The sequence below is a fragment of the Secundilactobacillus pentosiphilus genome (assembly GCF_002217985.1).
Classification (GTDB): domain Bacteria; phylum Bacillota; class Bacilli; order Lactobacillales; family Lactobacillaceae; genus Secundilactobacillus; species Secundilactobacillus pentosiphilus.
This window is the reverse complement of sequence record NZ_BCMI01000002.1, coordinates 128,921-151,479: the sequence shown is the minus strand read 5'-3', so window position 1 is coordinate 151,479 and position 22,559 is coordinate 128,921. Positions and strand designations below refer to the sequence as shown.

The 22,559-nt window shown below is 45.5% G+C and carries 18 protein-coding genes; 14 read left to right on the top strand and 4 right to left on the bottom strand.

Translation table 11 applies throughout. The features are described 5' to 3' along the window. Positions 1-106: 106 nt before the first annotated feature. The 5 genes from gyrA (at position 107) to CES81_RS01780 (ending at position 7,662) form a co-directional block, all read left to right on the top strand. Positions 107-2,632 (top strand): DNA gyrase subunit A, encoded by a 2,526-nt coding sequence (gene gyrA, locus CES81_RS01800; RefSeq protein ID WP_439951266.1) that lies wholly within the window; start codon positions 107-109, stop codon positions 2,630-2,632. 293 nt (positions 2,633-2,925) lie between these two features. Continuing rightward, entirely contained in the window at positions 2,926-3,213 is a 288-nt protein-coding gene (gene rpsF, locus CES81_RS01795) for a 30S ribosomal protein S6 (RefSeq protein ID WP_089088106.1), read from the top strand. A gap of 35 nt (positions 3,214-3,248) precedes the next feature. Beyond that, complete coding sequence (gene ssb, locus CES81_RS01790) at positions 3,249-3,776, top strand: single-stranded DNA-binding protein (protein ID WP_089120448.1); 528 nt, start codon at positions 3,249-3,251, stop codon at positions 3,774-3,776. 24 nt (positions 3,777-3,800) lie between these two features. Then, the gene (rpsR, locus tag CES81_RS01785) at positions 3,801-4,037 is read left to right on the top strand and encodes a 30S ribosomal protein S18 (protein ID WP_054655617.1); all 237 of its coding nucleotides are present in this window, start codon (positions 3,801-3,803) and stop codon (positions 4,035-4,037) included. Between the two features lie 202 nt (positions 4,038-4,239). Next, on the top strand, positions 4,240-7,662 hold the full coding sequence (locus tag CES81_RS01780; RefSeq protein WP_089120469.1) for a leucine-rich repeat domain-containing protein: 3,423 nt from the start codon (positions 4,240-4,242) through the stop codon (positions 7,660-7,662). Positions 7,663-7,736: 74 nt separating this feature from the next. Here CES81_RS01780 and CES81_RS01775 read toward each other — a convergent pair whose 3' ends face one another. Further along, complete coding sequence (locus CES81_RS01775) at positions 7,737-9,155, bottom strand: DHA2 family efflux MFS transporter permease subunit (protein WP_089120447.1); 1,419 nt, start codon at positions 9,153-9,155, stop codon at positions 7,737-7,739. 223 nt (positions 9,156-9,378) lie between these two features. Here CES81_RS01775 and CES81_RS01770 point away from each other — a divergent pair, with 223 nt between their 5' ends. From CES81_RS01770 to CES81_RS01755, 4 genes are all read left to right on the top strand, one after another. Then, positions 9,379-11,400, top strand: a complete 2,022-nt coding sequence (locus CES81_RS01770; RefSeq protein WP_089120446.1) for a DHH family phosphoesterase — start codon at positions 9,379-9,381, stop codon at positions 11,398-11,400. A gap of 154 nt (positions 11,401-11,554) precedes the next feature. Beyond that, positions 11,555-12,007 (top strand): 50S ribosomal protein L9, encoded by a 453-nt coding sequence (gene rplI / locus CES81_RS01765; RefSeq protein ID WP_089088100.1) that lies wholly within the window; start codon positions 11,555-11,557, stop codon positions 12,005-12,007. 82 nt (positions 12,008-12,089) lie between these two features. After that, positions 12,090-13,478 (top strand): replicative DNA helicase, encoded by a 1,389-nt coding sequence (gene dnaB / locus CES81_RS01760; RefSeq protein ID WP_089120445.1) that lies wholly within the window; start codon positions 12,090-12,092, stop codon positions 13,476-13,478. Between the two features lie 1,031 nt (positions 13,479-14,509). Beyond that, a complete protein-coding gene (locus CES81_RS01755) occupies positions 14,510-15,601 on the top strand; it encodes an Ldh family oxidoreductase (protein WP_089120444.1) in 1,092 nt (363 codons plus the stop codon). Positions 15,602-15,705: 104 nt separating this feature from the next. Here the strand turns inward: CES81_RS01755 and CES81_RS01750 are convergent, their stop codons facing one another. Together CES81_RS01750 and CES81_RS01745 are read right to left on the bottom strand one after the other, a co-directional pair. Continuing rightward, a complete protein-coding gene (locus CES81_RS01750) occupies positions 15,706-16,263 on the bottom strand; it encodes a LysE family translocator (RefSeq protein ID WP_180949689.1) in 558 nt (185 codons plus the stop codon). A gap of 233 nt (positions 16,264-16,496) precedes the next feature. Then, a complete protein-coding gene (locus CES81_RS01745) occupies positions 16,497-17,054 on the bottom strand; it encodes a LysE family transporter (RefSeq protein WP_089088096.1) in 558 nt (185 codons plus the stop codon). Between the two features lie 131 nt (positions 17,055-17,185). Here CES81_RS01745 and CES81_RS01740 point away from each other — a divergent pair, with 131 nt between their 5' ends. Continuing rightward, positions 17,186-17,587, top strand: coding sequence for a MarR family winged helix-turn-helix transcriptional regulator (locus tag CES81_RS01740; protein WP_089088095.1), 402 nt, complete (start codon positions 17,186-17,188; stop codon positions 17,585-17,587). On the opposite strand, the gene CES81_RS01735 is transcribed toward CES81_RS01740, so the two are convergent. After that, complete coding sequence (locus CES81_RS01735) at positions 17,588-18,019, bottom strand: GNAT family N-acetyltransferase (protein ID WP_089120442.1); 432 nt, start codon at positions 18,017-18,019, stop codon at positions 17,588-17,590. It lies immediately after the preceding gene. Between the two features lie 532 nt (positions 18,020-18,551). Here CES81_RS01735 and CES81_RS01730 point away from each other — a divergent pair. The 4 genes from CES81_RS01730 to CES81_RS01715 all read left to right on the top strand — a co-directional run bounded on the left by CES81_RS01730 (position 18,552) and on the right by CES81_RS01715 (position 22,520). Further along, complete coding sequence (locus tag CES81_RS01730) at positions 18,552-19,553, top strand: ketopantoate reductase family protein (protein ID WP_089088093.1); 1,002 nt, start codon at positions 18,552-18,554, stop codon at positions 19,551-19,553. Beyond that, positions 19,553-20,749: an aminotransferase-like domain-containing protein gene (locus CES81_RS01725; RefSeq protein ID WP_089120441.1), complete on the top strand. Its 1,197-nt coding sequence runs from the start codon at positions 19,553-19,555 to the stop codon at positions 20,747-20,749. Before CES81_RS01730 ends, CES81_RS01725 begins: the two co-directional genes overlap by 1 nt. Before the next feature lie 271 nt (positions 20,750-21,020). Continuing rightward, positions 21,021-21,947 (top strand): NADP-dependent oxidoreductase, encoded by a 927-nt coding sequence (locus CES81_RS01720; RefSeq protein ID WP_089120440.1) that lies wholly within the window; start codon positions 21,021-21,023, stop codon positions 21,945-21,947. Positions 21,948-22,022: 75 nt separating this feature from the next. Further along, positions 22,023-22,520 (top strand): GNAT family N-acetyltransferase, encoded by a 498-nt coding sequence (locus tag CES81_RS01715; RefSeq protein WP_089120439.1) that lies wholly within the window; start codon positions 22,023-22,025, stop codon positions 22,518-22,520. Positions 22,521-22,559 lie beyond the last annotated feature (39 nt).

The following is a 22,559-nucleotide window of genomic DNA, read 5'->3' as shown; positions in this document are numbered from 1 at the left end:
TTGATCGACGGGTAGTTGAGTTGCCCGTGAAACAGTATGGGAGGTACTTAATTTGGCGAATGAAGAACTGCCAAGTCGCATCACCGATGTCGATTTAGCGAAAACCATGCGGACTTCATTTTTGGACTATGCCATGAGTGTTATTGTTGCTCGGGCACTGCCAGATGTTCGTGATGGACTAAAGCCAGTTCACCGACGGATTCTTTACGGCATGAGTGAATTAGGTGTGACACCTGATAAGCCGTACAAGAAGTCTGCCAGAATCGTCGGGGATGTTATGGGGAAATTTCACCCCCATGGTGATTCCGCGATTTATGAAGCCATGGTTCGGATGGCACAAGACTTCAGTTACCGTTACATGTTAGTTGATGGGCATGGTAACTTTGGGTCAGTTGATGGTGATGGCGCAGCTGCCATGCGGTATACCGAAGCGCGTTTGAGTAAGGTTGCCATGGAAATGCTGCGGGATATCAACAAAGATACCATCGATTATCAGCCCAACTACGATGGCACTGAAAAGGAACCCGTGGTTTTACCAGCGCGTTTTCCCAACTTGCTGGTAAACGGTGCGTCTGGTATCGCCGTTGGGATGGCTACCAACATTCCGCCGCATAATTTGGCGGAGGTGATCAGTGCGTTGCATATTCTGATGAAAAATCCCGATGCGACCACTGCTGATTTGATGGAAGCCTTACCTGGTCCCGATTTTCCTACCGGCGGTGTTGTTATGGGCAAATCCGGTATTCGAAAAGCTTATGAAACCGGTAAGGGAACCATTACTTTACGAGCTAAAGTTGAAATTGAAGAAGATAAAAGCGGCAAGCAAAAGATCGTTGCCACCGAGATTCCTTACATGGTCAACAAGGCGCGGCTAATTGAACGGATCGCTGAACTTGCACGGGACAAACGGATCGAAGGCATTACGGATGTTAACGATGAGTCTGACCGTGAAGGGATGCGGATCGTCGTCGATGTTCGTCGTGACGCCAGTGCTGAAGTTATCTTGAATAACTTGTACAAAATGACGATGATGCAAACTTCATTTGGGTTCAACATGCTGGCTATCGTAAACGGCTCACCGAAGATTTTGAGCTTAAAAGAGATTTTGCAGTATTATCTGGCTCATCAACTGGAAGTCATCCGTCGCCGGACTGAATTTGAACTGAAAAAGGCGAAAGCACGGGCACATATTCTGGAAGGGCTGCAAATTGCGCTTGATCACATTGACGAAATTATTGCGATCATCCGTAATTCGCACACAGCTGAAATTGCTAAAAACGAGTTGATTGATCGCTACCCGCTTTCCGAAAAACAGGCGCAAGCTATTTTGGATATGCGGCTGGTTCGTTTGACTGGTCTGGAACGCGATAAGGTTGAAAAGGAGTATGCGGACCTGCAGAAGGCCATCGCTAACTACCAAGAGATCTTGGCAAGCAAGGACAAGCAGAACCAAATTATCTACGAGGAACTGCTGGACATTCAAAATAAATTCGGTGACCCACGTCGAACCGAATTAATGGTCGGTGAAGTCTTGAGTCTGGAAGACGAGGACTTAATCGAAGAAGAAAACGTCATGATTTCTTTGACCCATAACGGCTACATTAAACGGTTACCAACGTCTGAATTTAAGGCGCAAAATCGTGGCGGCCGTGGTGTTCAAGGTATGGGTATCCACGATGACGACTTTATCGAGCACCTGATTTCAACTTCGACGCATGACGTTTTGTTATTCTTTACTAACGCTGGTAAAGTTTACCGGATGAAGGGTTATGAAATTCCCGAATACGGTCGTTCCGCTAAGGGAATTCCCGTTATTAACCTGTTGAATATTGAAGCTGGCGAGAAGATTCAAGCCGTGATCAACGTGTCTGATGCAGCGGGTGATCAGCAGAAGTATCTGTTCTTCACCACCCTGCACGGCACCGTTAAACGAACGCCAGTTAGCGACTTCTCCAATATTCGCAGCAACGGACTTAAAGCTTTGAGTCTGAAAGATGACGATCAGCTGATCAACGTTTCCATTGTTGACGATGAGCAATGCATGATCATTGGGACCCATTCAGGCTACGCCGTTAGCTTTAAGGCTAGCGATGTTCGTTCAATGGGCCGTTCAGCTACTGGTGTTCGTGGTGTCCGTCTTCGTGAAGATGATTACGTCGTTGGTTCAGATATTCTAGAACCGAATGATAACGTCTTTGTCATTTCGGAAAAGGGCTACGGTAAACAGACGCCAGCTAGCGAATATGCCATCAAGGGACGTGGTGGCAAAGGGATTAAGACCATCAACGTGACCGAAAAGAATGGTCCGCTTGCGGGCTTAGCAACGGTTACCGGTGAAGAAGACATTATGCTGATCACCGATAAGGGTGTCATGATCCGGTTTGGTGTGGAAAATGTCTCACAAACCGGTCGGGCAACCTTGGGCGTTCACCTGATTCGTTTGGACGATGACTCGAAAGTCGCGACCATGGCGGTTGTTGAAAAAGAAGCGCCTGAAGATGAATCTGACGATGCGGTATCGGATGATTCAACTGACGGTGGTGATACATCATTAAACCGGTTAGTTGACCGGGCAACGGATGATGACACTGATTCATCAGCTGACAGTGATGACAGTAGCGATGATGAATAAAATAAAGTAATTTAAAAGAACGGCAATTAATGCCGTTCTTTTTTGCGTAGATAACAGGTATAACCACCATCTCTTGTCAGGTTAGTCTTAAAATAAGTTAATTTTTGAAGGTTACGGCAGCCGAATTGCGGGGTGATCGTCTCGCTGCCGGTAATCTAAATGGAGAATAACATTGCACTTTTGATTGAACTTTGGTAGAATAATATTCTGTGAGTAATCCATTCGGATAACTCTCCTTGCTCTCTTAAAACTCAATGAAGAGGGCCTGAAGTCCATAAGGAGGTGCAAATTTCATGAAGTATGAAATTACCTACATCATTCGTCCAGATCTTGACGATGCAGCAAAGACCGCATTGGTTGACCGTTTCGACAAGATTTTGACTGATAATGGTGCAGATTTAATCGATTCAAAAGATTGGAAGAAGCTTCGTTTCGCTTACGAAATTGGCGGTTACAATGAAGGTGTTTATCACATTGTTAACTTAAACGCTAATGACGATAAAGCTTTAAACGAATTCGACCGTCTTTCAAAGATCAATGATGATATTCTTCGTCACATGATCGTAAAACGCGAAGACTAATTTTTGACATTTAACTACTGAGAGGAGCGGGTCGTATGATCAACCGGGCAGTGCTTACCGGACGCTTGACAAGAGATGTTGATTTGCGGTATACCCCAAGCGGGGCAGCAGTTGGGAACTTTACGTTAGCTGTTGATCGGCAATTTACCAATCAAAACAACGAACGTGAAGCTGACTTTATCAACTGTGTTATTTGGCGCAAATCCGCTGAGAACTTTGCTAATTTTACCCACAAGGGTGCGTTAGTCGGGATCGATGGTCGGATTCAAACCAGAAACTACGAAAATCAGCAGGGTCAACGGGTCTACGTTACCGAAGTTGTTGTGGAAAACTTTGCTTTATTAGAACCGCGTTCAGCGAATAATAATGCAGGTAACAGCAATAATGGCGGTAACAATAACGCACCCACTGGCAATGCTCCTCAGAACACTAATCCGTTTGGTAATCCAAATACCAATGGAGCGGCTAACAATAATAATCAGAATAGCGGGGATAATCAGGCTGACCCATTTGCTAATAATGGTGATTCAATTGATATCTCCGATGATGATTTACCGTTCTAAACGGATCGAATTGGAGGGAAAATCATGGCTCAACAAAGAAGAGGTGGCCGTCGTCGTCGTAAAGTCGACTTCATCGCCGCAAACCATATCGAATACATCGATTACAAAGATACTAACTTATTGGAACGTTTTGTTTCAGAACGTGGCAAGATCTTACCACGTCGGGTGACTGGTACTAGTGCCAAGAACCAACGTAAGTTAACCATCGCTATCAAGCGTGCACGGATCATGGGCTTAATGCCATTCGTTGTTGCTGACTAATATAGTGAGTAAAGGGTGTCAATCAGCATTTGCTGGTTGGCCCCTTTTTTTGTTTGCCTCATTTTCAGGTTTATGATACAAGTCTTGTAAATTTAATTCATGTAATCCCTACTTAGATACCCAAAGCAGTGGTATAGTGAAAGCACGTCTATCCAGAGTAATACCGAATTATAGAATTTTAAGCAAGGAGTATCACAAGTAAATGGAAAAAAACGACCGATTAAATAATCTGAATATGGTTCGACTGCAGCATTTTGAGTGCAATAAAGAGAAATGCTGGGTTCGGATGGGGATTATTACCGTGACAATGATGACTGGCTTTACACTGAGTATGTCGGTTGCCAGTGCTAATGTTCAGGAGACATCAGCAACGCAGACTGAAACAACTAAGGCATCAACGTCCTCAGTAGTCGACTCATCAGAACAGCAAAAGGGTGAAGCCGATGCCGCGCAAGTATCAAGTAGCAGTGCATCGTCAAGTTCTGCTGAGAGTACACCTGATGCCCAATCAAGCGCGTCAACCAGTAGTTCCGCGCCTGATTCCTCAAGCCAATCTCAACCAGCCACTGAAGCAACTAAACCGTCTCAGCAACCAGCAGTTGATGTCAACGGTCACTCACTGGCGCTTAAAGTTGCAAACAGTCAATCTACGACCAAGCAACCCAGCGTTACGCCAGCAGCCGCTGATCAGAAGACGGGTGAAACAACTGCCCCAACAGGCAATCCAACTGTTTTAAAGGATCAAACTGGCAACTATTGGGTGTCAGTTACTGGCGCCTCAACAAATGAAAAAACCGGGGTTAATACGTATACACAGCTGACGGATTATACCTACGCGAAAAACAATTACGGGTATACCGTTACAGGCTACACGGGTAAGCTTCAAAAGTACCTCGCTGGCGGTACGGCACCAAAGAACGGGTATGCGACAGCCATCACAATACCCGATACTTATAATGGTGATGCAGTTACAGCCATAGCTGATTACGCTTTTGATAATGAAAGTGACCGTGATCAGTTACAGATCGTCAAAGCTTTGACCCAAGTGACATTAGGCAAAAACATCTCATCAATTGGTACCGCTGCCTTTGCAGGTAACGCGCTCACCGGTGAAGTTGTGATCCCTAATTCAGTACAGTCAATTGGTGATGATGCTTACGCAGATAATCAAATCACCAGTGTGGTGCTGGGAACGGGCACTTGGTATACGGGCCGTGGCTCATTTGCCAATAACCGGATCAGTCATCTTGATTTAGGGACGGGTGTCACGCTAATTGGCAATGACGCGTTTGCGAATAACCAGTTAACTGCGCTGACAGTACCGGATCAAGTTGGCCTGATTAATAATGAAGCATTTCAGAATAATAAGGCGTTAACAACGGTTCGTTTCGGTCAGAATAGTAAGTTGACAGGGATCGGAACGTCAGCCTTTGAAGCAGATGCGATTAGCTCATTGACGCTTCCAAAAAACGTTGTCAATATTGGCGACCGTGCATTTACAGGTAATCATATTAGTGTACTGGCGTTAGACCATCAGATTCAAACGATTGGGACCAGCGCTTTTGCGGGTAATCAAATAAAGGGTGCAATCGTGATTCCCGATACGGTTACTTATATTGGCGATAACGCTTTTACAAATAATCAAATTGACCAGCTCACTTTAAGTAAAAACGTTGAAACAATTGGCGACCATGCTTTTATGAACAATCAGATTAGCGGGACCGTTACAATTCCTGAAAAAGTGATTTCGATCGGTATCCAGGCGTTTGAAAATAACAAAATTAGTGAGTTGGTCATCGACAAACCAGATTCAGCTATTAACCAAACAATTGCTACTGATGCCTTTGCCAAGAACGCCATTAGTAAGGTCGCCGATTATGCCGAAAAGGGTTCCGCAGACTATTTAAGCAATCAGCAGGCCCGAGTTGATGTCGCAGCTCAGGCGACCGATACTCAAATTAAAAATGTTCGTTCTGCAATTGAAGAGGCCGTTGGTGTGACGTTGCCTGATGAATTAATTTTTAAGGATAAGGGTGGAAAAACGTGGTTCTATGATGTCAAGGCGGATACACTGACCATCCCTAACGGAGAGAAAATGCCTGATCAAGCCACCTTTCAGTTTAGCTCAGTAGGGTCCGGTAGTTACGGGACAAATGATTTGGTGATTCACCTTAAAAGAAATAAAACCGCATCATCACCCGCAATATTTGCAACGACGATAACAGTGAACTACCAAACGCCGGATGGCATTACCCGTGGCAGTATGGCCTTAACCGGTAATCCAGGAATAGTATTTCACCAAGATCAGATCTTAACCCACGTTCCTGAAGGTTGGCAGTTAGGTATACCAGTTAATGAATTACCTCGGCTAATAGCCCAAACGGTGAACCAGACAATCGTAATTTCCTTGGCTGCACAAACGAAGACGGCCACTGCACCGGCCTTAGCTGCAACAACCACAACGGTAAATTACCAAACGCCGGATGGCATTACTCGTGGCAGTATGATCTTGATCGGTAACCCAGGAACAGTATTTCACCAAAATCAGATCTTGACCCACGTTCCTAAGGGTTGGCAGTTAGGTATACCAGTTAATGAATTGCCCAAGCTAGTGGCTCAAACGGTGAACCAGACAATCGTCATTTCCCTGGCCGCACAAACGAAGACGGCTACTGCACCGGCCTTAGCTGCAACAACCACAACGGTAAATTACCAAACGCCGGATGGTATTACTCGTGGCAGTATGATCTTGATCGGTAACCCAGGAACAGTATTTCACCAAGATCAGATCTTGACCCACGTTCCTAAGGGTTGGCAGTTAGGTATACCAGTTAATGAATTGCCCAAGCTAGTGGCTCAAATGGTGAACCAGACAATCGTCATTTCCCTGGCCGCACAAACGAAGACGGCTACTGCACCAGCTTTAGCCGCAACAACCACAACGGTAAATTACCAGACACCGGATGGCATTACTCGTGGCAGTATGACTTTAATTGGCAATCCTGGCGTACCGTTTGACCGGTATCAGGTTTTGGAACAGGTCCCTGCCAATTGGCAGCTGGCGATTCCAGTCAGTGAGCTGCCGCTATTAATAGCGCAAGCCCGTAATCAAACAGTCATTATTCCCTTAATGCCGCAAGATGATACGCCAACTGGTCCTTCACAAGGGAGCAGCGGGACAGCTACTTCCGGTGGCGGGAATAGTCAAACGTCCGTGCCAAGTGATCCAGAACCGCTGCAGCCGAATGCCACAAGTAACGACAAGGGGATGGTAACAACACCAGCTGATGACCAAGGTGCGTATCGAAAACACCTTGGTAAAGCTGCTAAGGCGCACGCGGTACCGGAAATCACCGAAAATGAGCAAGGTGGCAAAGCTGTCGCGACGACCACGCCTAAAAAAGCGACAGCAGCTGTGCTTTCAAAAGACAGTCGTGCTGGTCGTGTTGCTGGTCAGATTGTCTTAACAACTCGTTTGAAAGCTAAAACGGCGAATAAACTGTCCGTGACACGTTTGCCGCAAACCAACGAAACAGTCACCGTTAAACCAACATTGCTTGGTGGCTTACTGTTAAGTATTCTCGGCTGGCTCGGCCTTCCGCGTCGGAAACATGAAAAGAAATAATCGAAACATTAAAAAAACGCCTTCGCAAGGTCATTTCAGACCGTCGAAGACGTTTTTCTTGGTTAAAAGTTAAATTAACGTTCCGTTTTAAAAGAACGTGTCGTAAACGTAATAATTAGTGCCGCTACAGCTAATACAAGTGGTAGGTAGACCGCAACATGGACACCGGCCGTAAACGCTCCCTGAGCGCTTGCATGGCTGGCAGCTTCACCGATCCCCAAGAGGCTGGTGGCCAGCGCCGTGGAAATGGCACCGACGATCTGCTGCATCGTGTTCATGATGGTGCTGCCGTCGCCGGCAGTTGGTCCAGCCAAAGCGTTTAGTGCGTGGGTTTGAGCTGGTGACATTGCTAAGGGACAGCCAATCATTAAGACGACGTGGGCGGCAATCACGAAGATAACAGCCGTGTGCGTACTAGTCATGAGAAGCATGATACTACCAATGATGGCAATGAAAAAGCCCAGACGAGTTAACCACTTAGCGCCAAAATGATCAAATAAGCGACCGGAAACTGCGGATACTAAGGCGTTAACAATACCACCCGGCAGCATGATGATCCCGGTCATTGCAACTGGCAACAATAAGCCTTTTTGCATATACATTGGTAGAATATACATTGCCGAAAGAATAATGCCGAAGTCCAGCATCACCATTAGCGCGCCAGCCCGAAAAGCTGGGGTGGCAAAAATCTTCAGGTTTAAGATGGGTGTTTTAATGTGGACTTGGCGATAAGTATAAACGGCTAACACAATAACACCAAGCAATAATAACCCTAAAACAAGCGGTGATCCCCAGCCATGTGAACTAGCAAAGCTAACGGCCGTAACGATACTGGCAAAGCCCACCACACTGGACAAAATGGAAATGATGTCGATTTTTGGTTTGCTGAGTTTACCGACGTTTTCCAATGAAGTCAGCGCAAAAATTAACGCTGCCACTAAGAAGGGCACGAAAGCCCAAAAAAGCCAGCGCCAGGAAAGTTTGGCTAAAATTAATCCTGTTAGGGTCGGTCCGATGGCTGGTGCGAACATAATGACCATGGCACAGGCACCCATGGCAGCTCCCAGCTTTGCTGGCGAGAAGACCTGCATGGCGACGGTGAACATCAGGGGTAAAATCAGCCCGGTAGCGATGCCTTGGATCATGCGGCCAAAGAGTAAAACTGAAAAAGTCGGCGCTAAGGCCGCAATCACGGCACCGACTAGAAAATCTAGTAAGCCGAAGATAACAACCTGGCGGGTAGTAAACCACTTCGTCATTAAACTATTCAGCGGCAAAACGACCCCAATCACTAACATATAGCCCGTGACGAGCCATTGGACGGTTGCTGTGTTGACTCCAAGACTGACCATCAGACTTGGTAGGGCGATATTTAAAGACGTTTCACTAAACATTCCGACAAAGGCACCGATCAGCATGCTGGCCATGGCTAATGCTGGGTGCTTAACGATGACACGTGGTTTTGAAGCGGCCATTGCAGCTTGTTGTTCCATTAAATTAAATCCCCACTTTCAAAATAAGTTTTTTGCACAATGGGTTACATTACCAGAAAAAAGTTGGCTTCGTAAGTTAAATTTTTATGAGACGATTAATTTTAATTTGATATACTGTTCACAGATAGACAAAATAACAACCTGAGAACCGGGTCCGCACCTTATTTCCATTTGTGCTAAAATGTAACTACTATTATCGTCGATAAAGCAGGGGAGTCTGAAGATGAACGGTTTATTTTCAAGGGCTAATTTACCCGAATTTTTAAGAAATAGACGTCTTCGCGGTCTGTCGTTATTTATGATCGTGTTATCAGTTGCTGGGATCGTTCTGGCCTTTTTATTCTCATGGATTTTGGGCTTGCTAGCGCTAGTGGCGGTGGCTACCAGTTTAGTGTTTTCCTTTAACACCATGAATGAAATTAGCGCAGATATGAACCGTTACATTGCTGATCTGTCGTTCCGAATTAATCGTGGCGAACAAGAGGCGTTGATCGATATGCCTGTTGGGGTCATGATTTTTGGCGACAATGATGCCATTGAGTGGGTCAATCCGTACTTGCAGCAGTATTTTGGTGATCAAACCGTATTGAGTAAGCGGATGAGTGACGTTGATCCAGAATTAGAAAAGCTGATTCAAGATCACGTTAATGATGAGCAGCCGCAAACGGTGACTTGGAAAGACCGTCAATTCTCATTTTTAGTGCAAAAGGATTTTCGCGCCGTTTACATGATTGAGGTCACCTACTTCACCCAAATTGAACAGCGGTATGAAAACGAACGAATCGCCATTGGCCAAGTCTTTTTGGATAATTACGACGAAGTGACGCAGTCGATGACTGATCAGGAGATCTCTAACTTGAGAAACTATGTCACGAATGAAATGTCCACTTGGGCACAGCGGTTCGGGATGTACGTCAAGCAGCTGGATGACGACCATTACTTAGTTTTCATGTATGCACAAGCGATGAGGGCTGTCGAGAAAGATAAATTCAGTATTTTGGATACTATTCGCGAGAGTACTTCTAAGCAAAACTTCCCGTTGACGCTAAGTATTGGAATTGCGTACGGTGGTGCCGACTTAAACAAGTTAGCTGATCAGGCGCAGAGTAACCTTGATCTAGCGCTCGGTCGTGGTGGGGATCAAGTGGTTGTTCGTGCTCAAGACGAAGAAGCCCGTTTCTACGGTGGGAAGACCAACCCGATGGAAAAGCGGACCCGAGTGCGTGCACGGATGATTTCACAGGCTTTGCAGGAGTTAATGAACCAATCAGATATTGTCTTTGTTCAAGGTCACCAGCAGCCTGATATGGACTCGATCGGGGCTTGTATGGGGATTCGGCGGATCGCGCAGATGAACCAGAAGAACTGTTACATTATTTTGGATCGCACCGATATTCACAGTGACGTGCAGCGACTGCTGGATTCAATCAAAGAGTACCCGGAGATCAACGATGCCATCATTTCACCAGAAGAAGCGCTGACTAAGATTACCAAGCAAAGTATGTTAGTCATGGTGGATCACTCTAAGCCGTCGTTATCGATCTCACCAGAGCTATACAAGCGGCTTGAGAACCGGGTAATGATCATTGACCACCACCGTCGTGGCGAGGAATTCCCTGAAAACCCAATGCTGGTTTACATTGAACCGTACGCTAGTTCAACGTGTGAACTGATTACCGAGATGTTTGAATACCAGTCTCAGGAAAGTGAACCGATTAATGAGATCGAAGCAACAGCGATGCTCACCGGGATCTTTATCGATACGAAGTCCTTCTCGCTGCGAACTGGTTCGCGGACCTTTGATGCAGCAAGTTACTTACGTTCAGCCGGCGCCGACTCGGTTCAGATGCAGCAGTTTATGAAGGAAAACGTTGATAGTTATCTGCAACGCAATCACCTGATCGAACTGGTCACCTTTGTAAACGAGGATCTGGCGGTTATTGCTGGTGAAGAAAACGAGGTTTACGATTCTGTGACAGCGGCTCAAGCAGCGGATGATTTACTCAATATGTCGGGTGTAGATGCGTCATTTGTCATTACTAAACGAGATGATGGCCGGATCGGTATTTCCGCTCGAAGCATGGGTGAGATTAACGTTCAGCTGATCATGGAGAAGATGGGCGGCGGCGGTCACCTATCAAGCGGTGCTACCCAGATTGCGGATAGTACGGTGGCTGAAGTTAAAGATCAGCTGGTAGCTATTTTAAAGAGTCAAACTGACGAGAAGTCTGAACCTGCTTCGTAAAAATGAATCAAACTGCTTAAAAAATCGCGACCTTAAGGTTATTTAAACAGGTCGCGATTTATGGTAAAGTTATTAGATGAAAGCTCCCAATTTGGGATCGATAAAGTCTTGGCATTGCGGAATGATTTTGCATGTCAGATAAGGAGGACTTATTGTGAAAGTTATCTTTTTGCAAGATGTTCGCGGCAAAGGTAAGCGCGGCGAAATTAAGAATGTTCCAGACGGCTATGCCCAAAATTTTTTAATTAAACAGGGAAAAGCAAAAGCGGCAACAGCCGGTGCAATAAGCCAGCTTAAGGGTCAGCAAAAAGCCGAAGCTAAGCGCGAAGAAGAAGAACGTCAGGAAGCTGAAGCGGTTAAGAAGGTCTTGGAAGCTGATAAGACCATCGTTCAATTAACAGCGAAAGCTGGAGCTGACGGCCGCCTGTTTGGGTCAATTCCAAGCAAGCAGATTGCGCAGGCGTTAGAGAAACAGTATGGCGTAAAATTGGATAAGCGTAAGATTGAATTACGCGAACCGATTAAAGTGATGGGCTTCGTCAACGTGCCCGTTAAATTACATCAGGATGTGACTGCCCGGATTCGGGTTCATATTTCAGAAAAGTAATTGGAAGTCCATTTTCGAGGGGTCGTCGGCAAATCGAGTTTGCCCCGACCCCTTCGTTTATCAGAGCAAGGGGTAATTAATAATGAGTGAAGGATTGAGAGATCAAACACCACCTCAAAACATTGAGGCGGAAAAAGCGGTACTTGGGGCCATCTTTTTAAACGGCGATGCCCTGGTCGATGCAATGGAACAACTGACCGCGGATGATTTCTATCGTCGTGCGCATGGTTTGATTTTCCAGACGATGGTCAATTTAAACGACCGGGATGAAGCCATTGATGTGGTGACGGTGTCGGATGAATTAAAACGCCAAAACCAGCTTGAAGATATTGGCGGGATGCCCTATATTGCAGAGTTAGCTGCGGCCGTTCCAACGGCGGCTAACGTGGGCTACTACGCCAAAATCGTGGCTCAAAAGGCGGTTTTGCGTCGGTTGATACAAACGGCTACCAAAATCGTCACGGATGGCTACGCTGAAGACGCACCGGTTGATGACTTGCTTGATCAGGCGGAACAGTCGATCATGAACGTCAACGAATCTCGTAATCAAGCGGGTTTTAAGGCTATTAAGGACGTTTTAAATACCACCTTCGAAGAGATCGATCGCTTGTCGCAAAAAGGCGATACGGTCACCGGTTTATCTACGGGGTATCCTGACTTAGATAAAATGACCACGGGACTTCATGATGACGAATTAATGATATTAGCGGCTCGGCCAGCGGTTGGTAAAACAGCGTTTGCGTTAAATATCGCGCAAAATGTCGGCACCAAGACGGATAAAGCCGTCGCCATTTTTAGTCTTGAAATGAGTGCTGAATCGCTGGTTAACCGGATGCTGTGTGCAGAAGGCAGTATTAACGCCAACCACTTGCGGACCGGTCAGCTTGAAGAAGGCGAGTGGCAGAATTTAATTGTCGCAATGGGCAGTTTATCTAAAGCCAAGATCTTCATTGATGATACTGCTGGGATTAAAATGTCAGAGATTCGGGCGAAGTGCCGTCGGTTAGCCAAGGAACAGAACGGTAAGTTAGGGTTAGTTGTTGTGGATTACCTACAGCTGGTTGAAAGTACCGGCGCTGAAAACCGGCAACAAGAAGTTTCTGCGATTTCGCGGCAGCTTAAAAAACTCGCTAAGGAACTGCATGTCCCCGTTATTGCGCTGTCACAACTATCACGTGGTGTAGAACAGCGTCAGGATAAGCGGCCGGTGCTGTCAGATATCCGGGAATCCGGTTCAATCGAACAAGATGCCGATATTGTTTCATTCCTTTACCGTGATGACTACTACGAGCATGATGACGACAGTGATGATAGCGATGATGACAGCAATAATGGCGAACAGGATGTGGGCGAAGTTGAAGTCATTATTGAAAAGAACCGTTCGGGCCCACGTGGAACGGTGAAATTGCTGTTCGTTAAGTCGTATAATAAGTTCTCTTCGATAGCGTATGGTGCGGAAGCAGACGGTTAGAGAGCGAAAGATAAGGGCAGTAAATAGAAACCCTGGTTTTGGGTTTGTATTTACTGCCCTTATCTGCAGCTCTCTGTCTGCTGTAGCCCGATTCGGCTATATAACCATTACAGACAAACTGGTTTTGGGTTTGTATTTACCGCCTTTATCTGCAGCTCTCTGTCTGCTGTAGCCCGATTCGGCTATATAACAGTACTGCCTTGACACACCGCAACATCCATGCGATACTATCAAGCGGTGCCAAACCATGGCGGGATTCCAAAGATCGACGCATTCGTGCGTTCAGAAGGTCGGCGGGCCTGCCTTTTTTGATGGATTGAATGATCCGGTCATCGGTGGATGACCGGATTTTTTGTATACTTTATTTTATATAGCTGAAACGTGCTCCGGCAGACAGACAGCTGCATATAAGGCCCCTCCTCACAACCCCTAAGCCCATGGGTTTATGGTACATTGCCGAAACGTGCTCCGGTAAGCAGATAGCTGCATGTAAGGCCACCCCACCACAAATCCTAAGCTCATGGATTTATGGTGGGGTGGCCTTACACTCCGCTATCTAACCGCTTACCTCCACACTCTACAAAAAGCCCCACCACATTAGGGGTTGTGGTGAGGTTGAGGGGAGTGATAGCGTTTAATCTTGGGTTTATCCTGCTTTGGGGAGGAGGAAAAATCGGAAAAACCGTTATCTGTTTTAAAAAGGGAAGCCAACTAATCTTTCATTGACTATGATTAAATGATAGGCAACAAATGTGACAAAAATATGAATTTTTCCATGTTACTTTCTAAAGGTATTATTAAGGAATGGTAAAGCCATGTGAGAAGTGATACCAAAATAGGCAGGGAAATAACTGCATATAGTATTAAAATTCTTAATAAAAATACATAAAATAAAGCAATTAAAATATTTAGCGCCAGTAGCTCAATTGAAAAAAAGGTAGTTGCAAGTCGGGAATAAGAAGAAGATAATAAAAGGGTTAATAATTTAATCTTACTTTCATTGATCAACACGCTTAGAAAGGATGTTTAAGATGACTAAACGATATGATAGTAATAAAGTTAAGGCTTTGGTACATAAGATTTATAAAGCATACGGTTTTACGGAAGAACAGAGTGCCGCAGTTGCCGAAACACTGATCTATACGGACTTACACGGGATTGCTTCCCATGGGGTGCAACGGATGGTGATGTATGATCACTTCATTCAAAACGGTAAAATTCGCGTTAAAAGTCAGCCCGAAATTGTGAAAGAGACCGATGTCAGTGCTGTAGTCGACGCTAACTTTGGCTTGGGTCAGCTGAACGGTATTTATAGTATGAATATCGCTATTAAAAAGGCCAAGGAGCACGGTGTTGGCATCGTGACGACTAAGCGGTCAGGTCACTATGGCATTGCTGGCTACTACGCCAATATGGCGGCTGATCAAGGTTTGATCGGGTTATCGTCAACCAACTCTCGGCCCGCTATGCTGCCAACCCACGCCACACAAGCATTTGTGGGCACTAACCCAATTGCGTTTGCCATGCCGGCAAAACCGCATAACTTTATCTATGATGCGGCTACGACGACGGTACCTCAGGGTAAAATTGAGGTTTATCGGAAGTTGGGAAAGGATCTGCCCGCTTTGTGGGTAGCCAAAGATGGCGATCAAGAGATCAACGACCATCACGATACGGCTGATTTGGATGCGCTGCGGGACCCAATGTCTAACGTCGGTTTGACACCGCTTGGTGGTGTGACGGAAGAAACTGGCAGCCATAAAGGCTTTGGGTTAGGGGTCATCGTGGAAGTATTTACCTCTATTCTATCGTTGGGCAACACTTCTACTGAGATTACGCCTGAGGACCTATCAGTGGGGCCATGCCAGAGCTTTATTGCGATTGATCCGGCTATTTTTGGTGATGTGAATCAAATTGTTAAGCGCTTTTCTGATTACCTGCAGCAAATTCGCGAGCTGCCAGCCATTCCAGGCAAGACGATTTACGTTGCCGGGGATAAGGAAGCACTAGCCTATGAAGACCGAAAGAAAAACGGCATGATCATTGATGATAAGACGTTAGCTGAAGTTACCGGGATTGCAGATCGACTTGGCGTTGATTATGGTTCGCTTGAGATGAATTAATAAAAAAATAAAGCTTTGTTCTGAGTAACCAATTAAAATCGGCTGCCGCAGGACGAAGCTTTATTTTTTTCGATATGTTTCACGTGGAACATTTATCAATTTGATTACCGCCAGAGATCAACTGCGGCAAACGCTAGTAGCAGGGTGATGACGGTGTTGAAAACTCGGTAGTACTGGTGGTAGAACTTGCTCATCATTTGACCGCACACCGTCCAAGCAAAGGTGCCTAGGCTACCAATCAAGACCATCATCAGCCATTTAACGGGCATGTTATTTAAGACACCAGTTAGACTAAATGCGCCCAGACCAGTGATGAAATACAGATAGCCTTTAATATTGGTCAACTGCAGTAACATGCCAGTGCGAAAGCCACCGGTACTGTTATTAGCTTCCCCAGGGTTACTGATGAAGATATGGTAAGCAAGATACATTAGGTAGGCACTGCCAACAATTTTCATCACCGTTAGAAAGGTCGGTGTTGATTGCATCCAGTGAGCAAACAAAGCACCCATGAGTCCCATGAATCCCATGCCGCACAGCATGCCCAGATTAAGCCGCAGACTGGAACGAAATCCGCGTTGCTGGCCAGAGACCATTGCCATCATCGTATTGGGTCTCGGTGTAAATGACATCACAAAGACAAAAATAAAAAAAGCTGACATTGAATCTCCCCCTGACGAGTATGTATGATTATTCATTGCATTTATTACAATTTAGCAGAATATTAGCACCAATTAATTGCAAATACAATGATTTTTTAGTTGTGCAGAAAAATCTAAGCCCAGGCTACCAAATCAATCTTAAAGAATTGACTTAATAAACTGAGCTTAGATTAAGTGAGACATATTTAACGCAAAAAGGATTAAAGAATCGCGCTTGAACGAATTGATCAGCTTTAGCGCCATAGATCAACGGCGGAAAAGGCCAGTAACAGTGCGACAATCAGATTAAATAACCGGTAGTAACGGAAGTATAAACGACTGATCATCTGGCCGCCGACGGTCCAGACGAAGGTTCCTAGGCTGCCAATGATGACCATAAAGACCCATTTAGCGGGGATTGAATCTAATAAGCCCGCAAAGCTGAAGGCGCCTAAACCAGTAATGAAGTACAGGTAAACTTTGACGTTGGTCAACTGTAAGAGTAAGCCGGTTTGAAAATCACCGCTTTTTTCATCATCATCGGTGGGCTTACTAATAAAAACGTGGTAGCCCAAGTAAAGTAAATAGGCGCTGCCGATAATTTTCATGCCGGTTAAAAAGGTCGGTGTAGATTGTAGCCAATGAGCAAAGAAAACGCCAATTAAACCAATTAGTCCCATACCAAAGGCCATTCCCAGATTTAATTTAATACTGGAACGAAATCCGTGCTGTTGTCCAGAATTCATGGCCATAATCGTGTTAGGCCCTGGTGTTAGTGACATGATGAAGACGAAAATAATAAATGCAGACATAGTATCTCCCCTTAAATGTTATTGTAAATTCATTGCATATGCAACGTTATGGCAAAAGTATATCACCTTATCATTGCAAATGCAATTAGTTTAAGATAAATTAGAGGCAGAAAGTATTTAAGGAGGATGTCATGTTTGATATTATTCGGGATATCGGCGGTATTACCCGTCGTATTCAAAGCACTAGTAATACTGAATTTCGGAAGTTTGGTTTAGGAAATAACGCTTTTTTGTATGTCATCCGCGTTTATGAGCGGCCAGGCATGTTTCTTGGCGAGCTTGCGGATTCTCTGCAAATTGATCGCACTACAGCGTTTAGATCCGTACGAAAATTAGTTGATAGCGGCTATTTAGAATTACAAGATGACGCAAAGGATAAGCGAATTAGGCGCGTCTACGTGACCGCCAAGGGAAAAGAAGTTTATCCGAAGTTACATGCGTTTGAAACAGCGTGTTCAGAGCGCTTAACTTCACGGCTGACTGAGGCAGAAAAAGCACGGCTGACAAAATTACTGGCCAAACTCGTTTTTTAATTAAAGCGGGTCGTGAACCATTTTAATGTGTGGGGTGGAATTGAAAATAAAGGGCTCGCCAACGGACCGAAAACCGTATTTTTGATAGAAACCCTGGACTTGTACTTGGGCTTCAATACTGATGTCTAGGCCGCTATAGTGCTTTTTAATAGCGCTTAAAACGTGTTCCAAGAGTTGACCGCCAAGACCCTGTCCCCGGTGTTTTGGATCAGTTAATACCCGGCCAAAGGTCACGCCTTGATTCTCTTTGTATATGCGCGCGTAAGCGACAATGTGATCGTCTTGATCAAAAACGTGCAACGCGTTGAGGTCGTCATTGTCGACTTCTTGATAAACCCGATTTTGTTCGACCACAAAGGTTGCGACGCGGACACGGTAAATCTCAAACAGTTCCTTAGTTGATAATTCCGAAAATGACTTTGTTCGCCACATAATCCGACATTCCTCCAGTGGCAGTTATACTTCTGTTATTTTGATGAGAAGGATAACTGCTCATTATTTTTGACCATTTAAAAATAATTTAAACGGCGACAAAGTCTATTATAGCAGTATAAATACCGGTTTTGAAATGACGCGAATAAAATTAATTTATTAAAAAAGATTGACATTTTCTCATGCTGGGGTCTACACTAATTGCAACATTTCAAATACGACAAACAGATTTGACCCGGTGGATTAGGGTCATAGCCTTATGAAGAGAGTACCGATTAGGTGAGACGGTATTAAGACTATGACTTGAAAGATCGTGTTCGACGGGTTCGCTTCTCGAGGCGAACTGGTGGCACCCATTATTGTGCAGCGCATCGCAACTGTTAGTTGCCGTGCGTGTGAGGAATTACTTCAAACGGTAATTTGAATTAAGGTGGTACCGCGTTACTAAACGCCCTTTGGTCTTTGACCAAAGGGCGTTTTTTAGTTGTCGTATAGCTGATTAGATTATAAAACTTTAAAAGGAGTGGTTGTCATGAAATACGGAATTATTGGTGCAGGTGCAATGGGTTATCGTTACGGTGTCATGCTTCAGGAAAACGCTGGTGTCGATGTTGACTTCATCGATACCTGGGAACCAAACGTTGAAAAAGTTCGTGAACAAGGCGGCGTTTCAGTTGCCCGCGACCACAAGAATCGTCGGATCATCCCGATCAACATGTACTACCCAGAAGAATATACCGGTCATCCAGATGTTTGGATCATCTTCAAGAAGCAGATGCAATTAGCCGAAGAACTCGAACGTGATAGTAAAGCCGGTATTTTCCACGATGACCAATACGTCTTTTCAGCTATGAACGGCATGGGCCACTTCGAAAAAATTGAAAAGTACTTCCCTAAAGATCAAATTGTCTGTGGTACCGCGATGATCGCGACCCGGATGGATGGACCAGCAAACGTTGATTTCATGGGCCCCGTTAACAGTGAAGTGATGCATATGGCACCTTACAACAATAAGCCGGCCGATGAGACCACTCAAGCCATTTTCGACGACTTTACCAAAGCTAAGATGGGTCCCGTAATGGTGGACGAATGGAAGGGCATGTGCATGTCAAAGGTCGTCTTCAACGCCGTGACCAACACCCTTTGCACGATGTTTGAAATGCAAATGGGTCAGTTTATCGAATACGAGGGTGTTACCCGGATGGCCACCACGCTTTTCAACGAAGCCTTTGACGCTTGCGAACGCGCCGGTATTCGACTCATTGAAAGCCGTCAAGAAGAAATCGATTCGGTTATTCCAGTGAGCCAAGCTTACAAGTACCATTACCCATCAATGTATCAAGACTTCTCAAAGGGTCGTCCTACTGAAGTGGATTACATCAACGGCTACATTGCCAAGATCGGCCGCGAACACGACTACGTTTGCCGGGTTCATGAATTTGTTGTTGAAGAAGTTCATATGGCAGAAATGATGCGTAAGTATCACAAACCACAAGAAAACGTGGCGGACAAAAAAGCAGAGGTGGAAGCATAATGAAATATCAATTTGCAAACAACATACCTGAAAGCGATGAAGACCCAGTTGGCAATATTTTAAAGGTGGCAGGGGATCCAAAGGTGATTTCCTTTGCGGGCGGCTTACCCGCACCAGAGTTGTTCCCAGTTGAAGACCTCAAGAAAGTCACTAACGAGGTGTACGATGAATCCGGCCGCGAAGCCTTACAATACAGCATTGCAGCTGGTTATCCGAAATTACGTGAGCAGATTGCTAAGCGGATGAACCGTTCAGGTATCAAGTGCGATATTGATAACATTATGATCACCACCGGTTCACAGCAGTCGATCGATTTAACCGCCAAGCTCTTTGTTAACCCTGGAGACACCGTTATCGTAGAACAGCCAACTTACCTTTGTGCCCTGGATGTATTCCGCAGTTATGGCGCTCACATGGTCGGCGTGCCGATGGATGATGACGGCATGAAGATGGACGCCTTAGAGCAGGCCGTTAAAGATAATCCCAACACTAAATTTATCTATACGGTACCAAGTTTCCAAAACCCGACCGGCCGGACAATGACCGCTGATCGTCGTCAAAAGATGATTGAAATTGCCGATAAGTACAATATCATGATCCTCGAGGATGATCCGTATGGTGCCATCCGCTTCGCCGGTAAGGATGTGGCACCAGTCAAGACCTTTGAACATGATGAACGGGTCATTTACATGAGTACCTTCTCCAAGATCTTAGCACCAGGTCTTCGGATCGGCTGGATCGTTGCCGAAAAGACACTGGTTAAGAAGTTTACGTTAATGAAGCAGACGGTGGACGTTCATTCCGATAATTTGACCCAGCATATCATTGCTAAGTACATGGCGGAATACAATATTGATGACCACATTGCCAAGATCCGTGACGTTTACCGCCGCCGTGAGGGCTTAATGATGGATGCCATCAAGAAGTACTTCCCTAAGGATGCCCGTTACAGTCATCCAGAAGGCGGGCTGTTCATCTGGGTCGAAGTTCCTGGCGTAGATACCCAGTCGCTCTTTAATACCTGCATTGACCATGACGTGGCCTTTGTTCCTGGCGAACCATTCTATGCTGATAAAGTGATTCCTGGGACCTTCCGTTTGAACTATTCCAACATGCAAGACGATAAAATCGTTACCGGGATTGAACGGTTAGGCAATGCCATCAAGGAAGCCATCGACAAAAAAGTCGAAGTTTAATCACCAACACATAGTAACGGCACACATATTTCATTACACATAGTATATATGGTAGAAAAATTTAAAAGATGAGTTAAAAACGACACATAGCAAACACATAGATACACACCCACACATATAAAAAACGCTGATATTACCCACTTAAATGGGTAATATCAGCGTTTTTTTGGTGTCTGAACTTGCGGTTTGAAATGCTTGCGTTTCGGCCTGAATCGGCCTATATTGTGCGCGAAATTAAATCACAGGACTTTGCGAAAGAGGGTTGGAAGTGATGAAAGCAATTGTCATTGATCGTTTCGGTGATGCTCAGGAGCTTCATGAAGCGGAATTACCGGTACCAACTATTGGGCCGGATGAGGTGTTGGTAAAAATGGTTGCAACGAGTGTGAATCCCATTGATTGGCGTACCCGAAACGGAACACGGTCGGGTCGGGGGTTCCCGCTGGTACTAGGTACGGACGTTTCTGGTGTCATCGCTAAAGTAGGGTCAAACGTTCGGCAGTTTAAAGTCGGTGATGCAGTGATTGCTAGACCGGATAACCCTGGTACGTATGCGGAGTATGTGGCGGTTAGAGAAGACAAGTTAGCATTGAAACCAGCGGCTATTTCGTTTGAAGAGGGTGCGGCCATTCCATTGGCTGGCACGATTGCCTATCAAGTGATCGTTCAGCAATTAGCCGTTGGTAAGGGTGATAAAGTGCTTGTTCAAGGTGGTGCCGGCGGCGTTGGTTTGTTTGCAGTTCAGATTGCCAAAGCTAGAGGTGCCTACGTCGCGACTACGGCCAGTGCAGAGAATCATGCATTACTGCGTTCCTTAGGTGCTGATGAAGTGATTGATTACCATCAGACTAAGTATACCGACGTTTTACATGATTACGATGGGGTGTTTGACACGATGGATGATATTGACAATGGGCTGTCGATCTTAAAGCCAGCTGGACACCTGATCAGTATCGCCGGTCAGCCAACAGCTGCCCAGCAGAACGGTCGGCCGTCAGCTAAACACTGGCGGATGCACCCCAATGGTAAGGATACAGCAGCGGTGGCTGAATTGGTTGCCGAGGGGAAGGTCAAGGTGATTATTGATAGCGAGTACCCGCTCACTACGGCAGGGCTGCGTGCGGCTCATTTACGCAGTGAATCACACCATGCTCACGGCAAGATCGTGATCACAATTGCTGACCCACCCGTTAAATAACACCGCGATGTGAAGTGGTACTCAGAACAGGAAAAGCGTATGATATTCATAGAAATTTTGAAAGTGAGCCTAACTATGAGTATTACCTTTAAATACGCAACTGAAGCTGATTTACCAACCATTACCGCAATTTATAACCAAATCATCCCCAGCCGCTTAGCCACCGCTGATCTGAAGCCGGTTTCGGTGGCCTCGAAGCAGGCCTGGTTTGATCAATTTGACCCGCATTCACGGCCGATTTGGGTCATGAAGGACGGGGATGCCACCGCCGGCTGGGTGAGTCTGGAGTCGTTTTACGGCCGTCCGGCGTATGTGCACACAACGGAAATCAGTATTTATATTGATGAAAATTACCGCCACCGCGGCCTGGGACAAACGGCGTTAAACTACGTCTTCTCGCAGTTAAAAACGTTGGATATCGACACACTGGTCGCCTTTATTTTCCATCATAATCTCCCCAGTATTGGGTTGTTTAAGAAAAATGGTTTTGAAACCTGGGGCCACTTGCCAGACGTTGCTGATATGGCCGGACAATTACGCAGTTTGGATATTTTGGGCCGCCGGTTTAAGTAGTGATTGGCTGGTAAATTGGGATCATCACCCGAATTTAGG